General features: G+C 70.2%; 16 protein-coding genes and 1 pseudogene. 11 read left to right on the top strand and 6 right to left on the bottom strand.

Translation table 11 applies throughout. The features are described from left to right. Nucleotides 1-4 precede the first annotated feature (4 nt). Nucleotides 5-436, bottom strand: a complete 432-nt coding sequence (locus tag ACK4YQ_RS00155) for a bifunctional diaminohydroxyphosphoribosylaminopyrimidine deaminase/5-amino-6-(5-phosphoribosylamino)uracil reductase RibD (protein ID WP_409607039.1) — start codon at nucleotides 434-436, stop codon at nucleotides 5-7. Between the two features lie 20 nt (nucleotides 437-456). After that, on the bottom strand, nucleotides 457-1,170 hold the full coding sequence (gene gpmA / locus ACK4YQ_RS00160; protein ID WP_409607041.1) for a 2,3-diphosphoglycerate-dependent phosphoglycerate mutase: 714 nt from the start codon (nucleotides 1,168-1,170) through the stop codon (nucleotides 457-459). Nucleotides 1,171-1,276: 106 nt separating this feature from the next. Here gpmA and ACK4YQ_RS00165 point away from each other — a divergent pair, with 106 nt between their 5' ends. The 4 genes from ACK4YQ_RS00165 to ACK4YQ_RS00180 all read left to right on the top strand — a co-directional run bounded on the left by ACK4YQ_RS00165 (nucleotide 1,277) and on the right by ACK4YQ_RS00180 (nucleotide 5,446). Continuing rightward, nucleotides 1,277-1,531 carry a hypothetical protein gene (locus ACK4YQ_RS00165; protein WP_409607043.1) on the top strand — a complete coding sequence of 85 codons (255 nt, stop codon included), beginning with the start codon at nucleotides 1,277-1,279 and terminating at the stop codon, nucleotides 1,529-1,531. Next, complete coding sequence (locus tag ACK4YQ_RS00170; protein WP_409607045.1) at nucleotides 1,528-2,493, top strand: SIS domain-containing protein; 966 nt, start codon at nucleotides 1,528-1,530, stop codon at nucleotides 2,491-2,493. Before ACK4YQ_RS00165 ends, ACK4YQ_RS00170 begins: the two co-directional genes overlap by 4 nt. Before the next feature lie 95 nt (nucleotides 2,494-2,588). Next, nucleotides 2,589-4,091 carry a phosphomannomutase/phosphoglucomutase gene (locus ACK4YQ_RS00175; RefSeq protein WP_409607047.1) on the top strand — a complete coding sequence of 501 codons (1,503 nt, stop codon included), beginning with the start codon at nucleotides 2,589-2,591 and terminating at the stop codon, nucleotides 4,089-4,091. A 50-nt stretch (nucleotides 4,092-4,141) separates the two neighbouring features. Beyond that, nucleotides 4,142-5,446, top strand: a complete 1,305-nt coding sequence (locus ACK4YQ_RS00180; RefSeq protein WP_409607049.1) for a UDP-glucose dehydrogenase family protein — start codon at nucleotides 4,142-4,144, stop codon at nucleotides 5,444-5,446. 314 nt (nucleotides 5,447-5,760) lie between these two features. On the opposite strand, the gene glmM is transcribed toward ACK4YQ_RS00180, so the two are convergent. Continuing rightward, nucleotides 5,761-7,119: a phosphoglucosamine mutase gene (gene glmM / locus ACK4YQ_RS00185; protein WP_409607051.1), complete on the bottom strand. Its 1,359-nt coding sequence runs from the start codon at nucleotides 7,117-7,119 to the stop codon at nucleotides 5,761-5,763. A 116-nt stretch (nucleotides 7,120-7,235) separates the two neighbouring features. Between glmM and glmS the strand changes: the two genes are divergently transcribed. Then, nucleotides 7,236-9,056, top strand: coding sequence for a glutamine--fructose-6-phosphate transaminase (isomerizing) (glmS, locus tag ACK4YQ_RS00190; protein ID WP_409607053.1), 1,821 nt, complete (start codon nucleotides 7,236-7,238; stop codon nucleotides 9,054-9,056). A 9-nt stretch (nucleotides 9,057-9,065) separates the two neighbouring features. On the opposite strand, the gene ACK4YQ_RS00195 is transcribed toward glmS, so the two are convergent. Further along, the gene (locus ACK4YQ_RS00195) at nucleotides 9,066-9,320 is read right to left on the bottom strand and encodes a hypothetical protein (protein WP_409607055.1); all 255 of its coding nucleotides are present in this window, start codon (nucleotides 9,318-9,320) and stop codon (nucleotides 9,066-9,068) included. A gap of 252 nt (nucleotides 9,321-9,572) precedes the next feature. On the opposite strand from ACK4YQ_RS00195, the gene ACK4YQ_RS00200 reads away from it, so the two are divergent. Continuing rightward, a complete protein-coding gene (locus tag ACK4YQ_RS00200; protein WP_409607057.1) occupies nucleotides 9,573-10,442 on the top strand; it encodes a UTP--glucose-1-phosphate uridylyltransferase in 870 nt (289 codons plus the stop codon). A 4-nt stretch (nucleotides 10,443-10,446) separates the two neighbouring features. On the opposite strand, the gene ACK4YQ_RS00205 is transcribed toward ACK4YQ_RS00200, so the two are convergent. After that, complete coding sequence (locus ACK4YQ_RS00205) at nucleotides 10,447-11,415, bottom strand: NAD-dependent epimerase/dehydratase family protein (RefSeq protein WP_409607059.1); 969 nt, start codon at nucleotides 11,413-11,415, stop codon at nucleotides 10,447-10,449. Between the two features lie 139 nt (nucleotides 11,416-11,554). On the opposite strand from ACK4YQ_RS00205, the gene ACK4YQ_RS00210 reads away from it, so the two are divergent. Together ACK4YQ_RS00210 and ACK4YQ_RS00215 are read left to right on the top strand one after the other, a co-directional pair. After that, a complete protein-coding gene (locus tag ACK4YQ_RS00210; RefSeq protein ID WP_409607061.1) occupies nucleotides 11,555-12,775 on the top strand; it encodes an NAD-dependent epimerase/dehydratase family protein in 1,221 nt (406 codons plus the stop codon). Nucleotides 12,776-12,784: 9 nt separating this feature from the next. After that, complete coding sequence (locus ACK4YQ_RS00215) at nucleotides 12,785-13,645, top strand: SDR family oxidoreductase (RefSeq protein WP_409607063.1); 861 nt, start codon at nucleotides 12,785-12,787, stop codon at nucleotides 13,643-13,645. Here the strand turns inward: ACK4YQ_RS00215 and ACK4YQ_RS00220 are convergent. After that, nucleotides 13,642-14,390: pseudogene (locus ACK4YQ_RS00220) on the bottom strand (alpha/beta fold hydrolase). The gene ACK4YQ_RS00215 and the pseudogene ACK4YQ_RS00220 sit on opposite strands and share 4 nt — an antisense overlap. Nucleotides 14,391-14,474: 84 nt before the next feature. Between ACK4YQ_RS00220 and ACK4YQ_RS00225 the strand changes: the two are divergent. The 3 genes from ACK4YQ_RS00225 (at nucleotide 14,475) to infC (ending at nucleotide 17,240) form a co-directional block, all read left to right on the top strand. After that, nucleotides 14,475-15,638 (top strand): glycosyltransferase family 4 protein, encoded by a 1,164-nt coding sequence (locus ACK4YQ_RS00225; protein ID WP_409607065.1) that lies wholly within the window; start codon nucleotides 14,475-14,477, stop codon nucleotides 15,636-15,638. 1 nt (nucleotide 15,639) lies between these two features. Next, on the top strand, nucleotides 15,640-16,608 hold the full coding sequence (locus ACK4YQ_RS00230) for a glycosyltransferase family 9 protein (RefSeq protein ID WP_409607067.1): 969 nt from the start codon (nucleotides 15,640-15,642) through the stop codon (nucleotides 16,606-16,608). Nucleotides 16,609-16,718: 110 nt separating this feature from the next. Beyond that, nucleotides 16,719-17,240: a translation initiation factor IF-3 gene (gene infC / locus ACK4YQ_RS00235; RefSeq protein WP_409607069.1), complete on the top strand. Its 522-nt coding sequence runs from the start codon at nucleotides 16,719-16,721 to the stop codon at nucleotides 17,238-17,240. Nucleotides 17,241-17,270: the final 30 nt, after the last annotated feature.

Raw genomic sequence — 17,270 nt, forward strand, 5'->3', positions numbered from 1 at the left:
TGACTTAAGGGTGTTCGCAACCCTGCGTGGCGGGGCGGTAGCTATCGTAAAGAAATTCAGCCTCTTGGGCGAGAAATCCGCTCTCGACCGCAACCCCGGCGGCACCCAGCCGCTCGGTCCCCTGGCCCGAGGCGAAGGTCGACGGATCCTCGCAGGCGATCACCACCCGCGTCACGCCGGCGACCGCCAGGCGCTCGGCGCAGGAGGCCTGGCCGGACGAGCGAGCGCCGCACGGCTCCAGGGTGACATAGCAGGTCGCCCCCCGGGCTCGGGCGCCGGCGATCTCCAGCGCCTGTTCCTCGGCGTGCGGGCGCCCGCCATCGGCGGTGGCGGCCTCGCCGACGACCACGCCGCCGGATTCCAGCACGCAGCCGACGGCGGGATTGTCGCCGGTGCGGCCAAGCTGCGCGCGCGCCAGGCCGATCGCCCGGCGCATCAGCTCAGAGTCCGGCGCGCTCACGCCGCCGCAGGCAGCGGCTGGGCGCGGGTCTCGTCGAGATAGCGCGCCGACAGCGGCTTCAGGTCGGCGTCGAGTTCGATGAGCAGCGGATTGCCGGTCGGGATCTCCACGCCGACGATCGCATCGTCGCCCACGCCGAACAGCAGCTTGACGATAGCGCGGAGGGAATTGCCGTGGGCGGCCACCAGCAGGGTCTCGCCCGCCTTCAAGTGCGGCGCGATCTCCGATTCCCAATAGGGACGCACCCGGTCCAGGGTGGTCTTCAGGCTCTCGGTGTCCGGCAGCGTCGCGCCCGCGTAGCGGCGGTCCTTGGAGAAATCGAACTCCCCGCCCGGCGCCAGCGGCGGCGGCGGCACGTCGTAGGAGCGGCGCCAGATCTTGACCTGGTCGGCGCCGTGCCTGGCGGCGGTGTCGGTCTTGTTGAGGCCCGTCAGCCCGCCGTAGTGGCGCTCGTTCAGCCGCCAGTCCTTGACCACCGGCACGAAGGTCTGGCCGGCGCTGGCCAGGGCCAGCCACAGGGTGCGGATCGCGCGGGTGAGCACCGAAGTGTAGGCGCGGTCGATCTGCACGCCCGCGGCCTTGATCAACTCGCCGCCCTTCACGGCTTCGGCCTCGCCCTGAGGCGTCAGGTCGACGTCGACCCATCCGGTGAAGCGGTCTTCGAGATTCCAGCGGCTCTGGCCATGACGAAGCAGGATCAGGGTGGGCAAGGTCGGTCTCCTTGAGGTCCGGCGAAGGGGGCTAGGGGCCCGCGCCTTCGCCGTCAAGCCCGCCCGCGTCCGGCAAGCCTTGGCCCGACGCGGCCCGAGCGGCTATATGCAGCCGATGCTCGACCGGCTGTTCCTGCCCGCCCTGGCGCTCGCGGCGATCCTCGCGGTGGCGCTGGCCCTCGTCTGGCCCCAGGGACTGGGCGACCGCTCGCCCGGCCCGTTCGGTCACGAACCCGTCCAGCGAACCGCGGAGATGCAAGCGGCCATGAAGCGCGAGACCGAGGCGTCCCAGAAGCGGCTGCGCGAGGCGCGCGAGGCCGTCTCCGACCTGCAGACCCAAGCGGTCGCGCCCGGACAATGAGCGAATTCGACACCATCGCCGTCGGACGGCGGGTCCTGGCCGCCGAGGCCCTGGCGCTGACCCAGCTGGCCGACGGCCTCGGCGAGGCCTTCGTCCGGGGCGTGGAGGTCCTGTTCCAGGCCAAGGGCCGGATCATCTGCACCGGCATCGGCAAATCGGGCCACGTGGCGCGCAAGATCGCCGCGACCATGGCCTCCACCGGCACCTCGGCCATGTTCGTCCACGCCACCGAGGCCAGCCACGGCGACCTCGGCATGATCTCGGCCGACGACGTGGTCCTGGCCCTGTCCAAGACCGGGGAGACCCGCGAATTGGCCGACGTGATCGGCTACGCCAAACGCTACGCGATCCCGCTGCTGGCGATCACCGCGTTTCCGGAGAGCACGCTGGGGCGCGCGGCCGACGTGGTGCTGGCCATCCCCGACGCGCCCGAAGCCGCCGACGCCCTCAACGCCCCGACGACCTCCACCACGCTGCAGATCGCGATGGGCGACGCCCTGGCGGTGGCGCTGCTGGAGCGGCGCGGCTTCCAGCCGTCGGATTTCCGCGTGTTCCACCCGGGCGGCAAGCTGGGCGCCATGCTGCGCACGGCCGGCGACCTCATGCACCCGCAGGCCGAACTGCCGCTGGTGGGCGTCGACACGCCCATGCCCGAGGCCCTGCTGGTGATGACGGAGAAGCGCTTCGGCATCGTCGGCGTCATCGACGATGAAGGCCGGCTGGTGGGCGCCGTGACCGACGGCGACCTGCGCCGCCACATGGCCGGCCTGATGAGCCACACCGCCGGTGAGGTGATGACGCCCGGACCCAGGAAGGCGGTGCCGCCTTCGATGCTTGCGTCCGAGGCCCTGGCGCTGATGAGCGACCCGCCTCCCTCGGTGACCGTGCTGTTCGTCGTCGAGGACGGCCGGCCGGTGGGCATCCTGCACATCCACGACCTGCTGCGCGCGGGCGTGATGTGAGTCCGCCCGCGACGCCCTCGCAACGATCTGTCGCGGCGTGGCTTTAAGACCCGGTTCCGACTAAGACACCCACGAAGCAAACCATAGGAGCGCCGATGCTCGCCGTCCCCCGCGCCGACCTGGCTCCCAACACCTTCGCCTTCGAGACCACCCCGCTGGTCAAGCCGACCGGCTTTCGGGAGTACGACGCGCGCTGGATGTTCGGCCAGGAGATCAACCTCCTGGGCGTGCAGGCGCTGGGGCTGGGCCTGGGGACCTACATCCAGGAGCTGGGACACAAGAAGATCGTGGTCGGCCACGACTTTCGCTCCTATTCCCTCTCGATCAAGCAGGCGCTGACCCTGGGCCTGGTCTCCGCCGGCTGCGAGGTGCTGGACATCGGCCTGGCGGTCTCGCCGATGGCCTATTTCGCCCAGTTCGCCCTGGACGCCCCTTGCGTGGCCATGGTCACCGCCAGCCACAACGAGAACGGCTGGACCGGGGTGAAGATGGGCGCCCAGCGTCCCTTGACCTTCGGTCCCGAGGAGATGGGCCGGCTGAAGGACATCGTGCTGAAGGGCGAGTTCGCCCAGCGCGACGGCGGCAGGATGGTCCAGGTCGCCGACTTCGCCGAGCGCTACATCGCCGAGGTGTCCGAGGGCCTGAACCTGACCCGGCCGCTGAAGGTGATCGCCGCCTGCGGCAACGGCACCGCCGGCGCCTTCGCCCCCGAGGCCCTGCGCCGGATGGGCGTGGCCGAGGTGGTGGAGATGGACTGCGAGCTCGACTGGACCTTCCCCAAGTACAACCCCAACCCGGAAGACCAGGTGATGCTGCACGCCATGGCCAAGACCGTGCGCGAGCTCGGCGCGGACTTGGCGCTCGGCTTCGACGGCGACGGCGACCGCTGCGGCGTGGTGGACGACGAGGGCGAGGAGATCTTCGCCGACAAGATTGGCCTGATGCTGGCCCGCGACCTGTCGGCCCTGCACAAGAACGCGACCTTCGTGGTCGACGTGAAGTCCACCGGGCTCTACGCCACCGACGAGGTGCTCAAGGCCAACGGCGCCACCACCGTCTACTGGAAGACCGGCCACAGCTACATCAAGCGCAAGACCGCCGAGCTGAAGGCCCTGGCCGGCTTCGAGAAGAGCGGCCACTTCTTCTTCAACGACCCGATCGGCCGCGGCTACGACGACGGCCTGGTGGCCGCCGCGGCGATCCTGGCGATGCTGGACCGCAACCCGGGCCGGAAGCTGTCGGACCTGAAGAAGGCCCTGCCGGTCGCCTACACCTCCCTGACGATGTCGCCGCATTGCGCCGACGAGGAGAAGTACGCCGTCGTCGACGAGGTGGTGGCCGAGTACACCGCCCTGCGCGACGCCGGCGGCAAAATCCTGGGCCGGGCGATCACCGACCTGATCACGGTGAACGGCGTGCGCGTGGCCCTCGAGGACGGCTCCTGGGTCCTGGTGCGGGCCTCGTCCAACAAGCCCGAGCTCGTCGTGGTGGTGGAAAGCGCCAGGTCCGAGGACGACATGCGCGCGCTCTTCCGCGAAGAGGTCAAGCCGCGCCTCGCCAAGCGCCCCCAGGTTGGCCGCTACAACCAGGAAATCTGACGGCCCAGAGCCGGCGGTCCTCGTCAGTCATCAATCTAGAGACCTGATCCATGCAAGTTGCGATGATCGGCACGGGCTATGTGGGCCTGGTCAGCGGCGCCTGTTTCGCCGACTTCGGCCATACGGTGACCTGCATCGACAAGGACGCGGCCAAGATCGAGCGGCTGCGCCAGGGCGGCATCCCGATCTACGAGCCGGGGCTGGACGTGCTGGTCGCCCAGAACGTCAAGGCCGGGCGCCTGGCCTTCGACACCTCGGCGGCCGAGGCCGTGCGCAAGGCGGACGCGGTGTTCATCGCCGTGGGCACCCCCTCGCGGCGGGGCGACGGCCATGCGGACCTGTCCTACGTGTACGCCGCCGCCGAGGAGATCGCCGGACTGATCGAGGGCTTCACCGTCATCGTCACCAAGTCCACCGTGCCGGTGGGCACCGGCGACGAGATCGAGAAGATCGTGCGGCGGGTCCGGCCTGACGGCGACTTCGCGGTCGTGTCCAACCCCGAGTTCCTGCGCGAGGGCGCGGCGATCGAGGACTTCAAGCGCCCCGACCGGGTGGTCGTCGGCGCCGAGGACGAGCGGGCCCAGGCGGTGATGAGCGAGCTCTACCGCCCGCTCTTCCTCAACGAGACGCCGATCCTGTTCACCAGCCGGCGCACCTCGGAGCTGACCAAGTACGCGGCCAACGCATTCCTGGCCATGAAGATCACCTTCATCAACGAGATGGCCGACCTGTGCGAGGCGGTGGGCGCGGACGTGCAGCACGTGGCCCGAGGCATCGGCCTGGACAAGCGGATCGGCGGCAAGTTCCTGAACGCGGGGCCGGGATATGGCGGCTCGTGCTTCCCCAAGGACACCCTGGCCCTGGTCCGCACGGCGATGGACTACGACGCCCCCGTGGAGCTGATCGAGACGACCGTGCGGGTCAACGACCAGCGCAAGAAGGCCATGGCGCGCAAGGTGTCCAAGGCCCTGGGCGGCGAGGTTTCAGGAAAGACGGTCGGCGTCCTGGGCGTGACCTTCAAGCCGAACACCGACGACATGCGCGATGCGCCCTCGCTGGACATCATCCCGGCGCTGCAGGCCATGGGCGCTAAGGTCCAGGCGTTCGACCCCGAGGGCGCCGCAGAGGCCGAACACCTGCTGCCCGGCGTAGCCTTCAAGGAGTCGCCTTACGATGCGGCCGAATCCGCCGACGTGCTGGTGATCATCACCGAGTGGGACCAGTTCCGCGCGCTGGATCTGAACCGCATCAAGCTCCTGATGCGCAAGCCCGTGCTGGTCGACCTGCGCAACATCTACAAGCCCGACGACATGCGCGCGCAGGGCTTCGACTACACCAGCGTGGGACGGCCCTAGGGCCCAATCGGACGTCGCGCGCACGTCAGGCGGCCGCGAGCAGTCTCAGGAGGGTTTCGCCGATCCACAGCGCTCCGGCCCAGAAGGCCGCGGCGAGCATGGCCACGAACGCGAGGCAGGCGACCGATTGCACGGCCTTTCCTGCTGGACGCGCCGGGGCCCCGATCAAGGCGGGACGCCTCAGCATGCCGTTTCACTCCCTGTCGTCTTTTCGTTCTAACGATCGGACCGGTCGAGCGATCCGAACATTAAAAAGCTGACATGGTTTTCAGGAGTTGAACAGCCCTTCTTTTTGTAGGGAGATTTCCCCTACGTCAGGCGGCGGCGGTCTTCACCGCCCCGGCGATCTCGCGCACCACCTGCGAAACGAGGCCCTCGTCGTCGCCCTCGGCCATGATGCGGATCAGGGGCTCGGTGCCGGAGGCGCGCACGACCAGGCGGCCTGAGCCGTTGAGCCGCGCCTCGGCCTCGGCGATCGCCGACTTCACCTTGTCGTTCTCCAGCGGCCTGCCGGCGGCGAAGCGCACGTTCTCGAGAATCTGCGGCGCCGGCTCGAACTGACGGGCCAGGGCGCTCATCGGCCGGTCGCTCTCCCTCAGCACCGCCAGCACCTGGAAGGCCGCCATCAGACCGTCGCCGGTGGTCGAGAAGTCCGACAGGATCACGTGGCCGGACTGCTCGCCGCCCAGGTTGAAGCCGCCCTCGCGCATGCGGGCCATCACGTAGCGGTCGCCGACCTGGGTGCGTTCCAGCTTCAGGCCGCGGGCCTGGAGGAACCGCTCGAGCCCGAGGTTCGACATCACCGTGGCCACCACCCCGCCGCCGGTCAGCCGGTCGCGGGCGGCCCAGTGGTCGGCGATCAGGGCCATGATCTGGTCGCCGTCGACGACCTGGCCGCGTTCGTCGCAGATCACCACGCGGTCGGCGTCGCCGTCCAGGGCGATGCCGATGTCGGCGCGGTATTCGCGCACCACCCGCGCCATGGCCTCGGGATGGGTCGAGCCGCACTCGTCGTTGATGTTGAGGCCGTTGGGCTCCACGCCGACGGGAATCACCTCGGCGCCCAGTTCATAGAGGGCGGCGGGCGCCACCTTGTAGGCCGCGCCGTTGGCGCAATCGACCACGATGCGCAGGCCCGCCAGGCTGAGCCCCCGCGGGAAGGCCGCCTTGGCGATCTCCACGTAGCGGGCCTGGGAATCGTCGATCCGCTGCACCCGGCCAAGCTCGGTCGGGGCGGCCAGGCCCTCCTGCAGGCCCTGGTCCATCAGCGCCTCGATCTCCAGCTCGCGCTCGTCGGAGAGCTTGTAGCCGTCGGGGCCGAACAGCTTGATGCCGTTGTCGGCGAAGCCGTTGTGCGAGGCGCTGATCATCACCCCAAGGTCTGCGCGCAGCGAGCGCGTCATCATCGCCACCCCCGGCGTCGGCAGCGGGCCGAACAGGCGCACGTCCATGCCCACGCTGGTGAAGCCGGCGACCAGGGCCGGCTCGATCATGTAGCCCGACAGGCGCGTGTCCTTGCCGATCACCACCAGGTGGCGGCGCGCGTCCTGCGACATGAACAGCTTGCCGGCGGCCATGCCGACACGCAGGGCCACCTCGGCCGTCATGGGATGCTGGTTGGCCCGGCCGCGGATGCCGTCGGTGCCGAAATAGGCGCGCTTTTTGGTGCTCATGGAGGCTCGCGAAACGTTCGGAAACCCAGATTTAGTCGACGGCGCGTTTGCGAATGCTAAAGGCGGCGTCAGCTTCAAGACTAGCCGGGCGCGGCTAGCGGCAAAAGGTGGCATTCATGTGCGGCATCATCGGCATCGTCGGCGTCCAGCCCGTCGCCGGACGACTGGTGGAGAGCCTGAAGCGGCTCGAGTATCGCGGCTACGACTCCGCGGGGGTCGCCGCCCAGGTGAACGGCCGCCTGGAGCGCCGCCGCGCGCCGGGCAAGCTCCGCGAGCTGGAAGCCGTGCTCGAGCAAGACCCGCTGATCGCCACCACCGGCATCGGCCACACCCGCTGGGCCACCCACGGCGCGCCGACGGAGCGCAACGCCCACCCGCACATCGTCGGCCGCGTGGCCGTGGTGCACAACGGCATCATCGAGAACTTCGCCGAACTGAAGGCCGAGCTGATCGCCGCCGGCCACGCCTTCCAGAGCGACACCGACACCGAGGTGGTCGCCCACCTGCTGGAGGCCGAACTGGCCACCGGCCTCGGCCCGCTGGACGCGTTCAAGGCCACGCTCGACCGCCTGCACGGCGCCTTCGCCCTATGCGTCCTGATCGGCGGGGAAGACGAGGTGATCCTGGCCGCCCGCAACGGCCCGCCGCTCGCCATCGGCTATGGGCAGGGCGAGATGTTCGTGGGCTCGGACGGGCTGGCCCTCGGCCCCTTCACCAACCGCGTGGCCTATCTGGAGGATGGCGACTACGCGATCCTCGACCACCACGGCGCGCAGATCTTCGACCAGTCAGGCGCTCCGGCCGAGCGGCCGATCAAGACGGTGCCCGCCTCCGCCGTGCTGATGGAGAAGGGCAACTACCGGCACTTCATGGAAAAGGAGATCCATGACCAGCCGGAGGGGTGCCAGCGCACCATCGCGGCCTATGTCGACACCCTGGAGAGCCGCGCGGCCATGCCCGGCGGCCTGGACTTCGCCGCGATCGAGCGGATCCAGATCGTCGCGTGCGGCACCTCCTACATCGCCGGCGTGATCGGCCGCTACCTGATCGAGCAGCTCGCCGATCTGCCGGTGGACGTGGAGATCGCCTCGGAATTCCGCTACCGCCAGCCGGCCCTGCGGCCGAACGCCCTGGTGATCGCCATGTCGCAGTCGGGCGAGACCGCCGACACCCTGGCGGCGCTGCGCTATTGCACCGAGCGCGGCATGAAGAGCGCCGCCGTCGTCAACGCCACCGAATCCACCATCGCCCGCGAGGTCGACGTGGTCTGGCCGATCCACTGCGGTCCGGAGATCGGGGTCGCCTCGACCAAGGCCTTCACCGCCCAGGTCAGCGTGATGATCGCCCTGGCCATCGCCGCGGCCAAGGGCCGGGGGCGGATCGACGCCATCGAGGAGCAGCGCCTGGTCAGGGTGCTGCTCGGCGCCCCGCGCCTGATCGCCGAGGCCATCGGCCTGGAAGACGCCATCAAGGACATCGCCGCGGAGGTCGCCAAGGCCCGCGACGTGCTTTACCTCGGCCGCGGACCGATGTCGGCCCTGGCCCTGGAAGGCGCGCTGAAGCTCAAGGAAATCAGCTACATCCACGCCGAGGGCTATGCCGCCGGCGAGCTGAAGCACGGCCCCATCGCGCTGGTCGACGACCAGACGCCGATCATCATCCTGGCGCCCTACGACGCCTGGTTCGAGAAGTCGGCCTCGAACATGAGCGAGGTCATGGCCCGCGGCGGCCAGGTGGTGTTCATCACCGACACCGAAGGCGCGGGCCGGGCCCCTGCCGGGGCCAAGGTGGTCGTCACCGCCCCGTCGTCCGACCCCTTGATCTCAACGCTGGTGATGTCGGCGCCGATCCAGCTTCTGGCCTACCACGTGGCCGTGCAGAAGGGCGCCGACGTCGACCAGCCGCGGAACCTGGCCAAGTCGGTGACGGTGGAGTGAGCCGCAGCCCTACGGATTGACCGGCGGTGTGTCCTGGGTCGCCGGCGAGGTCGCGCTGGGATCGGTCGGCGCAGCCGGGTTGACCGGCGGCGTGTCCGGCATGGTCCCGTCTGCGGGGGGCACGGCTTCCATGCCGTCGGCGGGCGGCGCCATCGGGGTTTCCGGCGCGGGGGCCGCTGGCGTCTCGGGGGTCTGCTGGCCGCAGGCGGCGAGCCCGGCGGACAGGCTCGCGGCCAGGGCCACGGCGGCGATCGGGCGCATCATTTGCAGGCATCCTTCCGTAAGGTTGACGCCATCGAACGAACGGGCGCGCCCAGGCGTTCCCAAAATCGTGAAGGCGTTGTGTCGGGATCGCCGGACCGCGAGGTCATGGATTTGAATCCGATGCTCGTCTAGATCGTGGTCCGCCGCCGTGGGGGCCGGTCCGGCGCTGGAAATCGAACGAAGGCCGCAGCCGAGGCCCGACCCACGGGGTCGGGACCGGACGCGACAGCGCGGCCGAACCGGAGGAAGTCGATGTCGAAGCGTGTGCGCAAGGCCGTGTTGCCGGTGGCGGGGCTGGGGACCCGGGTGCTGCCGGGGGCGAAGACCACGCCGAAGAACCTGCTGAACGTGGTCGACCGGCCGATCCTGTCCTACGTGGTCGAGGAGGCCCGCGCCGCCGGCATCGAGCACTTCGTCTTCATCGTCGGCCGCGGCCAGGGCGCGATCGAGGACTATTTTGACTCCAGCCCCGAGATCGAGGGCGCCCTGGAAGCCAAGGGCAAGACTGAGATCTTGCAGGACGTGCGCCGCGACCTGCCCCAGCCGGGGCAGATGAGCTTCGTGCGCCAGATGGCGCCGCTGGGCCTGGGCCACGCCGTCTGGTGCGCGCGCGACATCATCGGCGAGGAGCCCTTCGCCGTGATCCTGCCGGACATGCTGATGGCCGCGAAGACGCCCGCCCTGGCCCAATGCGTCGCCGCGTACGAGAAGGTCGGCGGCAACATCATCGCCGTGGAGCCGGCGCCCGAAGGCGAGACCCACAAGTACGGCATCGTCGCGCTGGACGGCCAGTCGGGCCGCCTCAACCGGATGACCGGCATGGTCGAGAAGCCGCCGCTGGGGACCGAGCCCTCCAACCTGTTCATCTCGGGCCGCTACATCCTGCAGCCGCAGATCTTCGAGCTGCTGGCCCGCCAGGGCAAAGGGGCCGGCGGCGAGATCCAGCTCACCGACGCCATGGTCGAGCTGATGAAGACCCAGGACTTCCACGCCCTGGAATACGACGGCGTCACCTACGACTGCGGCGACAAGATCGGGCTGTTGCGCGCCAACGTCGCCTTCGCCCTGGCCCGGCCGGAACTGGCCGACGCCGCCCGCGCGGCGATCAAGGCGCTGCTCTGAGCGCTCAGCCGTAGAAGCCGCGGTACCACTCGACGAACCGCGGCAGGCCGTCCTCCAGCTTCACCCTCGGCGCATAGCCTGTCAGGGCGTGAAGCCTGGAGACGTCGGCGTAGGTCTCGGTGACGTCGCCCGGCTGCATGGGCTTGAAGACCTTCTGCGCCTCACGGCCCAGGGCCTTTTCCAGCACCCCGATCATGTCCATCAGGCCCACGGGGCGGCTGTCGCCGATGTTGAGCAGCCGGTTGGTCCCGGCCGGGGGAGGGTGGTCGAGCGCGCCGACCACGCCGTCGACGATGTCGTCGATGTAGGTGAAGTCCCGCGCCATGCGGCCCTGGCCGAACACCTCGATGGGCTCGCCGGCCAGGATCTTCCGCGTGAACGAGAAGTAGGCCATGTCCGGCCGCCCCCAGGGGCCGTAGACCGTGAAGAACCGCAGCCCGGTCTGGGGAAAGCCGTACAGCTTCGCATAGGCGAAGCTCATCAGTTCGCCGGCGCGCTTGGTGGCCGCGTAGAGGCTGACCGGCTCGGCCGCCGCGTCGTCCTCGCGAAAGCCCGCACCCTCCCCGGGGCGGTCGCCGTAGACCGAACTGGACGAGGCGTAGACCAGGTGCTCGAACCCCTCGGCGCGCCGGCAGGCCTCCAGCACCGACAGGTGGCCGGCCAGGTTCGAACGTTCGTAGGCGAAGGGATTGTCGATCGAGTAGCGCACACCCGCCTGGGCGGCCAGGTGGACCACCCGCCGCGCGCCCGCATCGCGCACGACGGCGGCCAGGGCCTCGGCGTCGGCGATGTCGAGGCGGACCATCGAGAAGCCCTCGCGCCCCGCCAGCCGTGCGGCCCGCGCATCCTTCAAGGCAGGGTCGTAGTAGTCGTTGAACACGTCGACGCCGACCACCCGCTCTCCCCGCGCAAGGAGCCGTTCAGCCACGTGCATGCCGATGAATCCGGCCGCGCCGGTCACGATCACGGTCATTCCGAATTAGGCCCTTCTACGGATCGAACGGGGGGTTTCTTACGGCTTAACCCGGATTCCGTCGACGCGGCGCCTTCCGAAAGCGGTCTAGCTGCGTTAGCCCTGTTGCCCGAACGCGAATAGCCCGATCGGAGGAGCGATGCGGATTCTGGTTCTCGGCGGCGACGGCTTTTGCGGCTGGCCGACGGCCCTTCACCTGTCGGCGCGGGGGCACGAGGTGGCGATCGTCGACAACCTCTCGCGCCGGCGAATCGACGAGGAGCTGGGCGTCCAGTCGCTGACCCCGATCAGCGACATCGAGACCCGCGTGGCGGCGTGGCAGGAGGTCAGCGGGCGAATCATCGAATTCATTCCCCTGACCGTGGGCAAGGACTTCGACGGCCTCCTGGACATCCTGCGCACCTGGCGGCCGGATTCGGTCGTGCACTTCGCCGAGCAGCGGGCCGCGCCCTATTCGATGAAGTCGGCGCAGCACAAGCGCTACACCGTCGACAACAACCTGAACGCCACGAACGACGTGCTGGCGGCGATCGTCGAGTCGGGCCTGGACATCCACCTGGCGCACCTCGGCACCATGGGCGTCTATGGCTACGGCACGGCGGGCGCCTCGATCCCCGAGGGCTATCTGACGGTCAAGGTGGAGACGCCGGACGGCTGGGTGGAGCGCGAGATCCTCTATCCGGCCAACCCCGGCTCGATCTACCACATGACCAAGACGCAGGACGCCCTGCTGTTCCAGTTCTACGCCAAGAACGACAAGCTGCGGATCACCGACCTGCACCAGGGCATAGTCTGGGGCTGCCAGACCGCCGAGACGCGGATGGACGAGCGGCTGATCAACCGCTTCGACTACGACGGCGACTACGGCACCGTGCTGAACCGGTTCCTGATCCAGGCGGCGGTGGGCTATCCGCTCACCGTCCACGGCACCGGCGGCCAGACGCGGGCCTTCATCAACATCCAGGACACCGTGCGCTGCATCGAGCTGGCCCTGACCCATCCGCCCGAGCGGGGCGAGCGGGTGAAGGTGATGAACCAGATGACCGAGTGCCACCGCGTGCGCGACCTTGCGGCCCTGGTCGCCAAGCTCACCGACGCCGAGATCGCCTACCTGCCCAACCCGCGGGCCGAGGCCGACGAGAACGAGCTGGCCGTGGAGAACCGCCGCCTGCTGGGCTACGGCCTGGAGCCGATCACCCTGGCCGAGGGCCTGCTGCTGGAGGCGACCGAGATCGCGCGGCGCTTCGCGAGCCGCGCCGACCTCTCCAAGATCCCTTGCGTCTCGCACTGGAACGCCGAGCGCGCCGCGGCGGCCGGCGGCGCCCCGCCGCCCTCGCCCAAGGCCGTCGCCGCGGAGTAGGCCGGCGCCTTGCGCCTGTTCATCTTCGGCTTCGGCTTTTCCGCCCAGGCGCTGGCCCGCCGCGTGATCGCCAGCGGCTGGAGCGTGGCCGCCAGCTTCCGCCGGGCCGAGGCCGCCGAGGCCCTGGCCGCCGCCGGAGTCGAGCCGGTTCCGCTGGACGAGCCCGCCGCCCTGGCCGCCCAGATGGCCGCCGCCCAGGCGGTGCTTGTGACCGCCCCGCCGGGGCCCGCGGGTTGCCCGGGCCTCGCCGCCCTCCTCCCGGCGCTGGCGCGCGCAGGCGCCTATCCCGACTGGCTGGGCTACCTCAGCACCACCGGCGTCTACGGCGACCGTGGCGGCGGGTGGGTGTTCGAGGAAAGCCGCCTGGCCGCCCAGTCGATGGAAGGCGCGCGCCGCGTGGCCGCCGAGCGCGACTGGCTGGACGTCGGCCGGGGCATGGGCCTGACCGTCGCGGTGCTGCGGCTGCCGGGCATCTATGGCCCGGGGCGCTCGGCCTTCGACCGCCTGCGCGAGGGGCGGGCGCGCCGCATCGCGGCCCCGGGCCAGGTGTTCTCGCGCATCCACGTGGACGATCTGGCCGCCGGGGTGGAGGCGTCGATCGCCCGGCCGCGGGCCGGCGGGATCTACAACCTCTGCGACGACGAGCCGGCGCCCAACAGCGACGTCGTGGCCTACGCCGCCGGGCTCCTCGGACTGGAGCCGCCGCCGGAGATCCCCCTGGAGGCGGCCCGCCTGACGCCGGCGGCCATGCGCTTCTATGGCGAGAGCAAGCGCGTCTCCAACGCGCGGGCGAAGGCCGAGCTTGGCTGGCGGCCCGCTTACCCCACCTATCGCGAGGGGCTGCGGGCGGTTCTGGCGGCCGGCGGCTAGTCCGCCGTCAGCTCTTCCACCGCCGCGACCAGACGGGCCAGGTCCTGCGGGCGCACAGGCGGTGGTCGCCGTCCTTGATCAGGGTGAAGACGACGTCGCGGCTCTTGAGCTCGTTGGCGAGCTCCAGGGCGTGGGTCCAGGGCACGTCCGGATCGGCCCCGCCCTGCAGCACGCGCACCGGCGCCTCGATCGGCACGGGCCCCGGCAGGATCGACCAGCGCGCCCCGTCCTCCATGAGCGCGCGCGTGATCGGATAGGGCTCGCCATAGGCCGAAGGCCGCATCCACACGCCGTCGGCCTCCAGAGCCGCGCGGGCGTCCGGCCCTAGCTCCGGCGCCATCAGCTTCTCCGTGAAGTCGGCGGCCGGGGCGATCAGCACCATGGCCTTCACCCGCTCGGGCCGCGCCATCGCCGCCAGGCAGGCGAGCCAACCGCCCATGGAGGAGCCGGCCAGCACCACAGGGCCCGACGCCAGTTCGTCGAGCACGGCCAGGGCGTCGTCGCGCCAGCGGGTGATCGTCCCGTCCCGGAAATCGCCGTCGGACCGCCCGTGGCCGAAGTAGTCGAACCGCAGGAACGCCCGTCCCCTGGCCGCCGCCCAGGCGGCCAGGGCGTCGGCCTTGGTCGCGGCCATCTCGGAGCGGAAGCCGCCCAGCCACACGACCGTGGGCCCGCGCCCGGCCACCGCCCGCCAGGCCAGCCGCGCCCCGTCCGGGCGCGGCAGATATCGGATCTGATCGTCCATCCGGCGGGTTTAGCCTGGACGAGGCGGCGCGTCAGCGTCCGGCCGGGGTTTACCAAACCGCCGCGTGCGCTATTTGAGAGGCCCGTGACCCTACCCCCAGACTTCACCTTGCTGCAGGTGGTGCCGGAGCTGGAAACCGGCGGGGCCGAGCAGTCCACCATCGACGTGGCCCAGGCCGTGGTCGCCGCCGGCGGCAAGGCCCTGGTCGCCACCCGGGGCGGGCGCATGGCCGCGCGCCTGGAAGCCGACGGCGGACGCCTGGCCCAGATGCCGGTCCAGTCCAAGAACCCCTTGGTGATGCTGGGCAACGCCGCGCGGCTGGTCGACCTTATCCGGCGCGAGAAGGTGAGCATCGTCCACGCCCGCTCCCGCGCCCCCGCGTTCTCGGCCCTGTGGGCCGCGCAGAGCACGAACACGCCGTTCGTCGCGACCTACCACGGCGTCTACGGCGCCAGGAGCCGGCTTAAGCGCTGGTACAACGCCGTGATGACCCGCGGCGATCTCGTGATCGCCAACTCCGACTACACCCGCGACCACGTGCTGGCCGAACATGGGGTGGCGCCCGAGAAGATCGTGACGATCCCCCGCGGCGTCGACCTCGACCGGTTCAATCCCAACTGGGTCACGCCGAGCCGGGTGGCGGCCCTGCGCAAGGCCTGGGGCGTCGCCGAGGACGACCGCCGCATCAAGATCCTGCTGGCCGGCCGCCTGACCCGCATCAAGGGCCACCTGACCATCGTCGCCGCGGCCAAGCGCCTGAAGGCCGAGGGCCGGGACAACTTCCTGATCGTCTTCGCCGGCGACGACCAGGGCCGCACAGGCTATCGCGAAGAGGTGGAGCAGGCGATCCGCGATGCGGGCCTGGAGAACCAGATCAAGCTGGTGGGCCATTGCGACGACATTCCCGCCGCCTGCCTGCTCTGCAACCTGGCGATCCTGCCCACCACCGTGCCGGAAAGCTTCGGCCGCGCCGCGGTCGAGCCCCAGGTGATGGGCCGGCCGGTGATCGCCTCGGCCCACGGGGGGACCACCGAGACGATCGTCGAGGGCAAGACCGGCTGGCTGGTCCCGGCCGACGACGTGGAGGCCTGGAGCCGCGCCATCGCCCGGGCGCTGGACGCCGGCCCAGGCGCCCTGGCCAGCATGGGCGCGGTCGCGGCCAACCGGGCGCGCCAGCTCTATTCGGCCGACGCCATGTGCGCGGCGACCCTGGCCGCCTACGAGCGCGTGCTGGACGCGCGGGCCTGAAATGCCGCGCCAGATCAAGCGCGTGCTGGTGATCAAGCTCTCGGCGCTGGGCGACGTGGTGCTGGCGCTGGCGGCGATGAAGAAGATCCGCGACGCCCATCCGGACGCCCGCATCGACCTGCTCACCACCCCGCCCTTCGAGGCTCTGGCCCGGCTGAGCCCCTATGTCGACGAGGTCGAGACCGACGGGCGCCCCGAACGCTTCGCCGAATGGCTGGCCCTCGTCGGCCGCCTGCGCCGGGGGCGCTACGACCGCGTCTACGACCTGCAGACCTCCTCGCGGTCGAGTTCGCTGTTCTACGGCCTGTGGCCGTTTCCGCCCCAGTGGTCGGGGATCGCCTTCGGCTGTTCGCATCCGCACCGCAATCCGCGCCGCGACTTCATGCACACCCTGGAGCGCCAAGCCGACCAGTTGAAGGACGCGGGCATATGGCCCGACGCCCCGACGGCGCCCGGGGCCGCCCCGCCGCCGGACCTTTCCTGGATCCTGGCCAGGACCCGCGCCGACCTCGATGGGACGCGGCCGCAGGTGCTGCTGATCCCCGGCGGCTCGTCGCACCGGCCGGAAAAGCGCTGGCCGGTGGAGCGCTACGCCGAGTTCGCCCGCGCCATGATCGAGCGGGGCTTCGACGTGCTGGTGATCGGCGGGGCGCAGGAGACGCCGCTGGCCCGCGCCATCCAGCGCCTCGCGCCCCAGGCCCGCGACCTGACCGGCCAGACCGACCTGCCCCGCATCGCCGGCCTCGGCGCCCGTGCGGCTCTGGTGGTCGGCAACGACACCGGCCCGCTGCACCTGGCCGCCGCGGCCGGGGCGCCGACGATCGTGCTGTTCAGCGCCGCCTCCGATCCGGACCTCTCCGCCCCGCGGGGCCACGTGGCCGTGCTGCGCTCGGCCGATCTTGCCGATCTGCCTGTGGCGCAGGTGCTTCAGGCCGCTTCGGCCTTGGCCCCAGCGCCCGTGGGCGCTTGATCGGGGCGCCCACGTTGGTCATATATGGTCTATGACGGCCGGAGCGCGCCCTGCGCCCGGGCGTTTTGTCGTTTTGAACAGCTCACGGAGCACAGCCTATTCGCCGCCCCATGCAGGCGCCTCCCGTCAAGGACGGGCCGCGCATCAACGAAGAGATCCGCGTACCTCGCGTTCTGCTCATCGACCAGAACGGTGAGAAACAGGGCGTGATGCCCACCTCCGCCGCCCTCGAGGCCGCCGAGGAAGTTGGACTTGATCTGGTCGAGATCGTCCCGAACGCGGATCCGCCCGTTTGCAAGATCCTGGACTACGGCAAGTTCAAGTTCCAGGAGCAGAAGAAGAAAAACGAGGCGCGCAAGCGGCAGAAGGTGGTGGAGATCAAGGAGATCAAGCTCCGCCCGAATATCGACAAGCACGACTACGACGTCAAAGCCAAGTCGATGCACCGCTTCTTCGAGGAAGGCGACAAGGTCAAGGTCACCCTGCGCTTCCGCGGCCGGGAGCTCGCCCACCCGGAACTGGGCATGAAGCTGCTGCAGCAGGTGAAGGCCGATTTCGAGCCGGTGGCCAAGGTCGAATACGAGCCGCGCATGGAAGGCCGGCAGATGATCATGATCCTGGCCCCGCGCTAGGACCGGCTCGTCCGACCACGTCAGCGGCCG

Origin of the sequence: Phenylobacterium sp. (genome assembly GCF_046291545.1) — a bacterium.
In the GTDB taxonomy this organism is placed as follows: Bacteria; Pseudomonadota; Alphaproteobacteria; order Caulobacterales; family Caulobacteraceae; genus Phenylobacterium.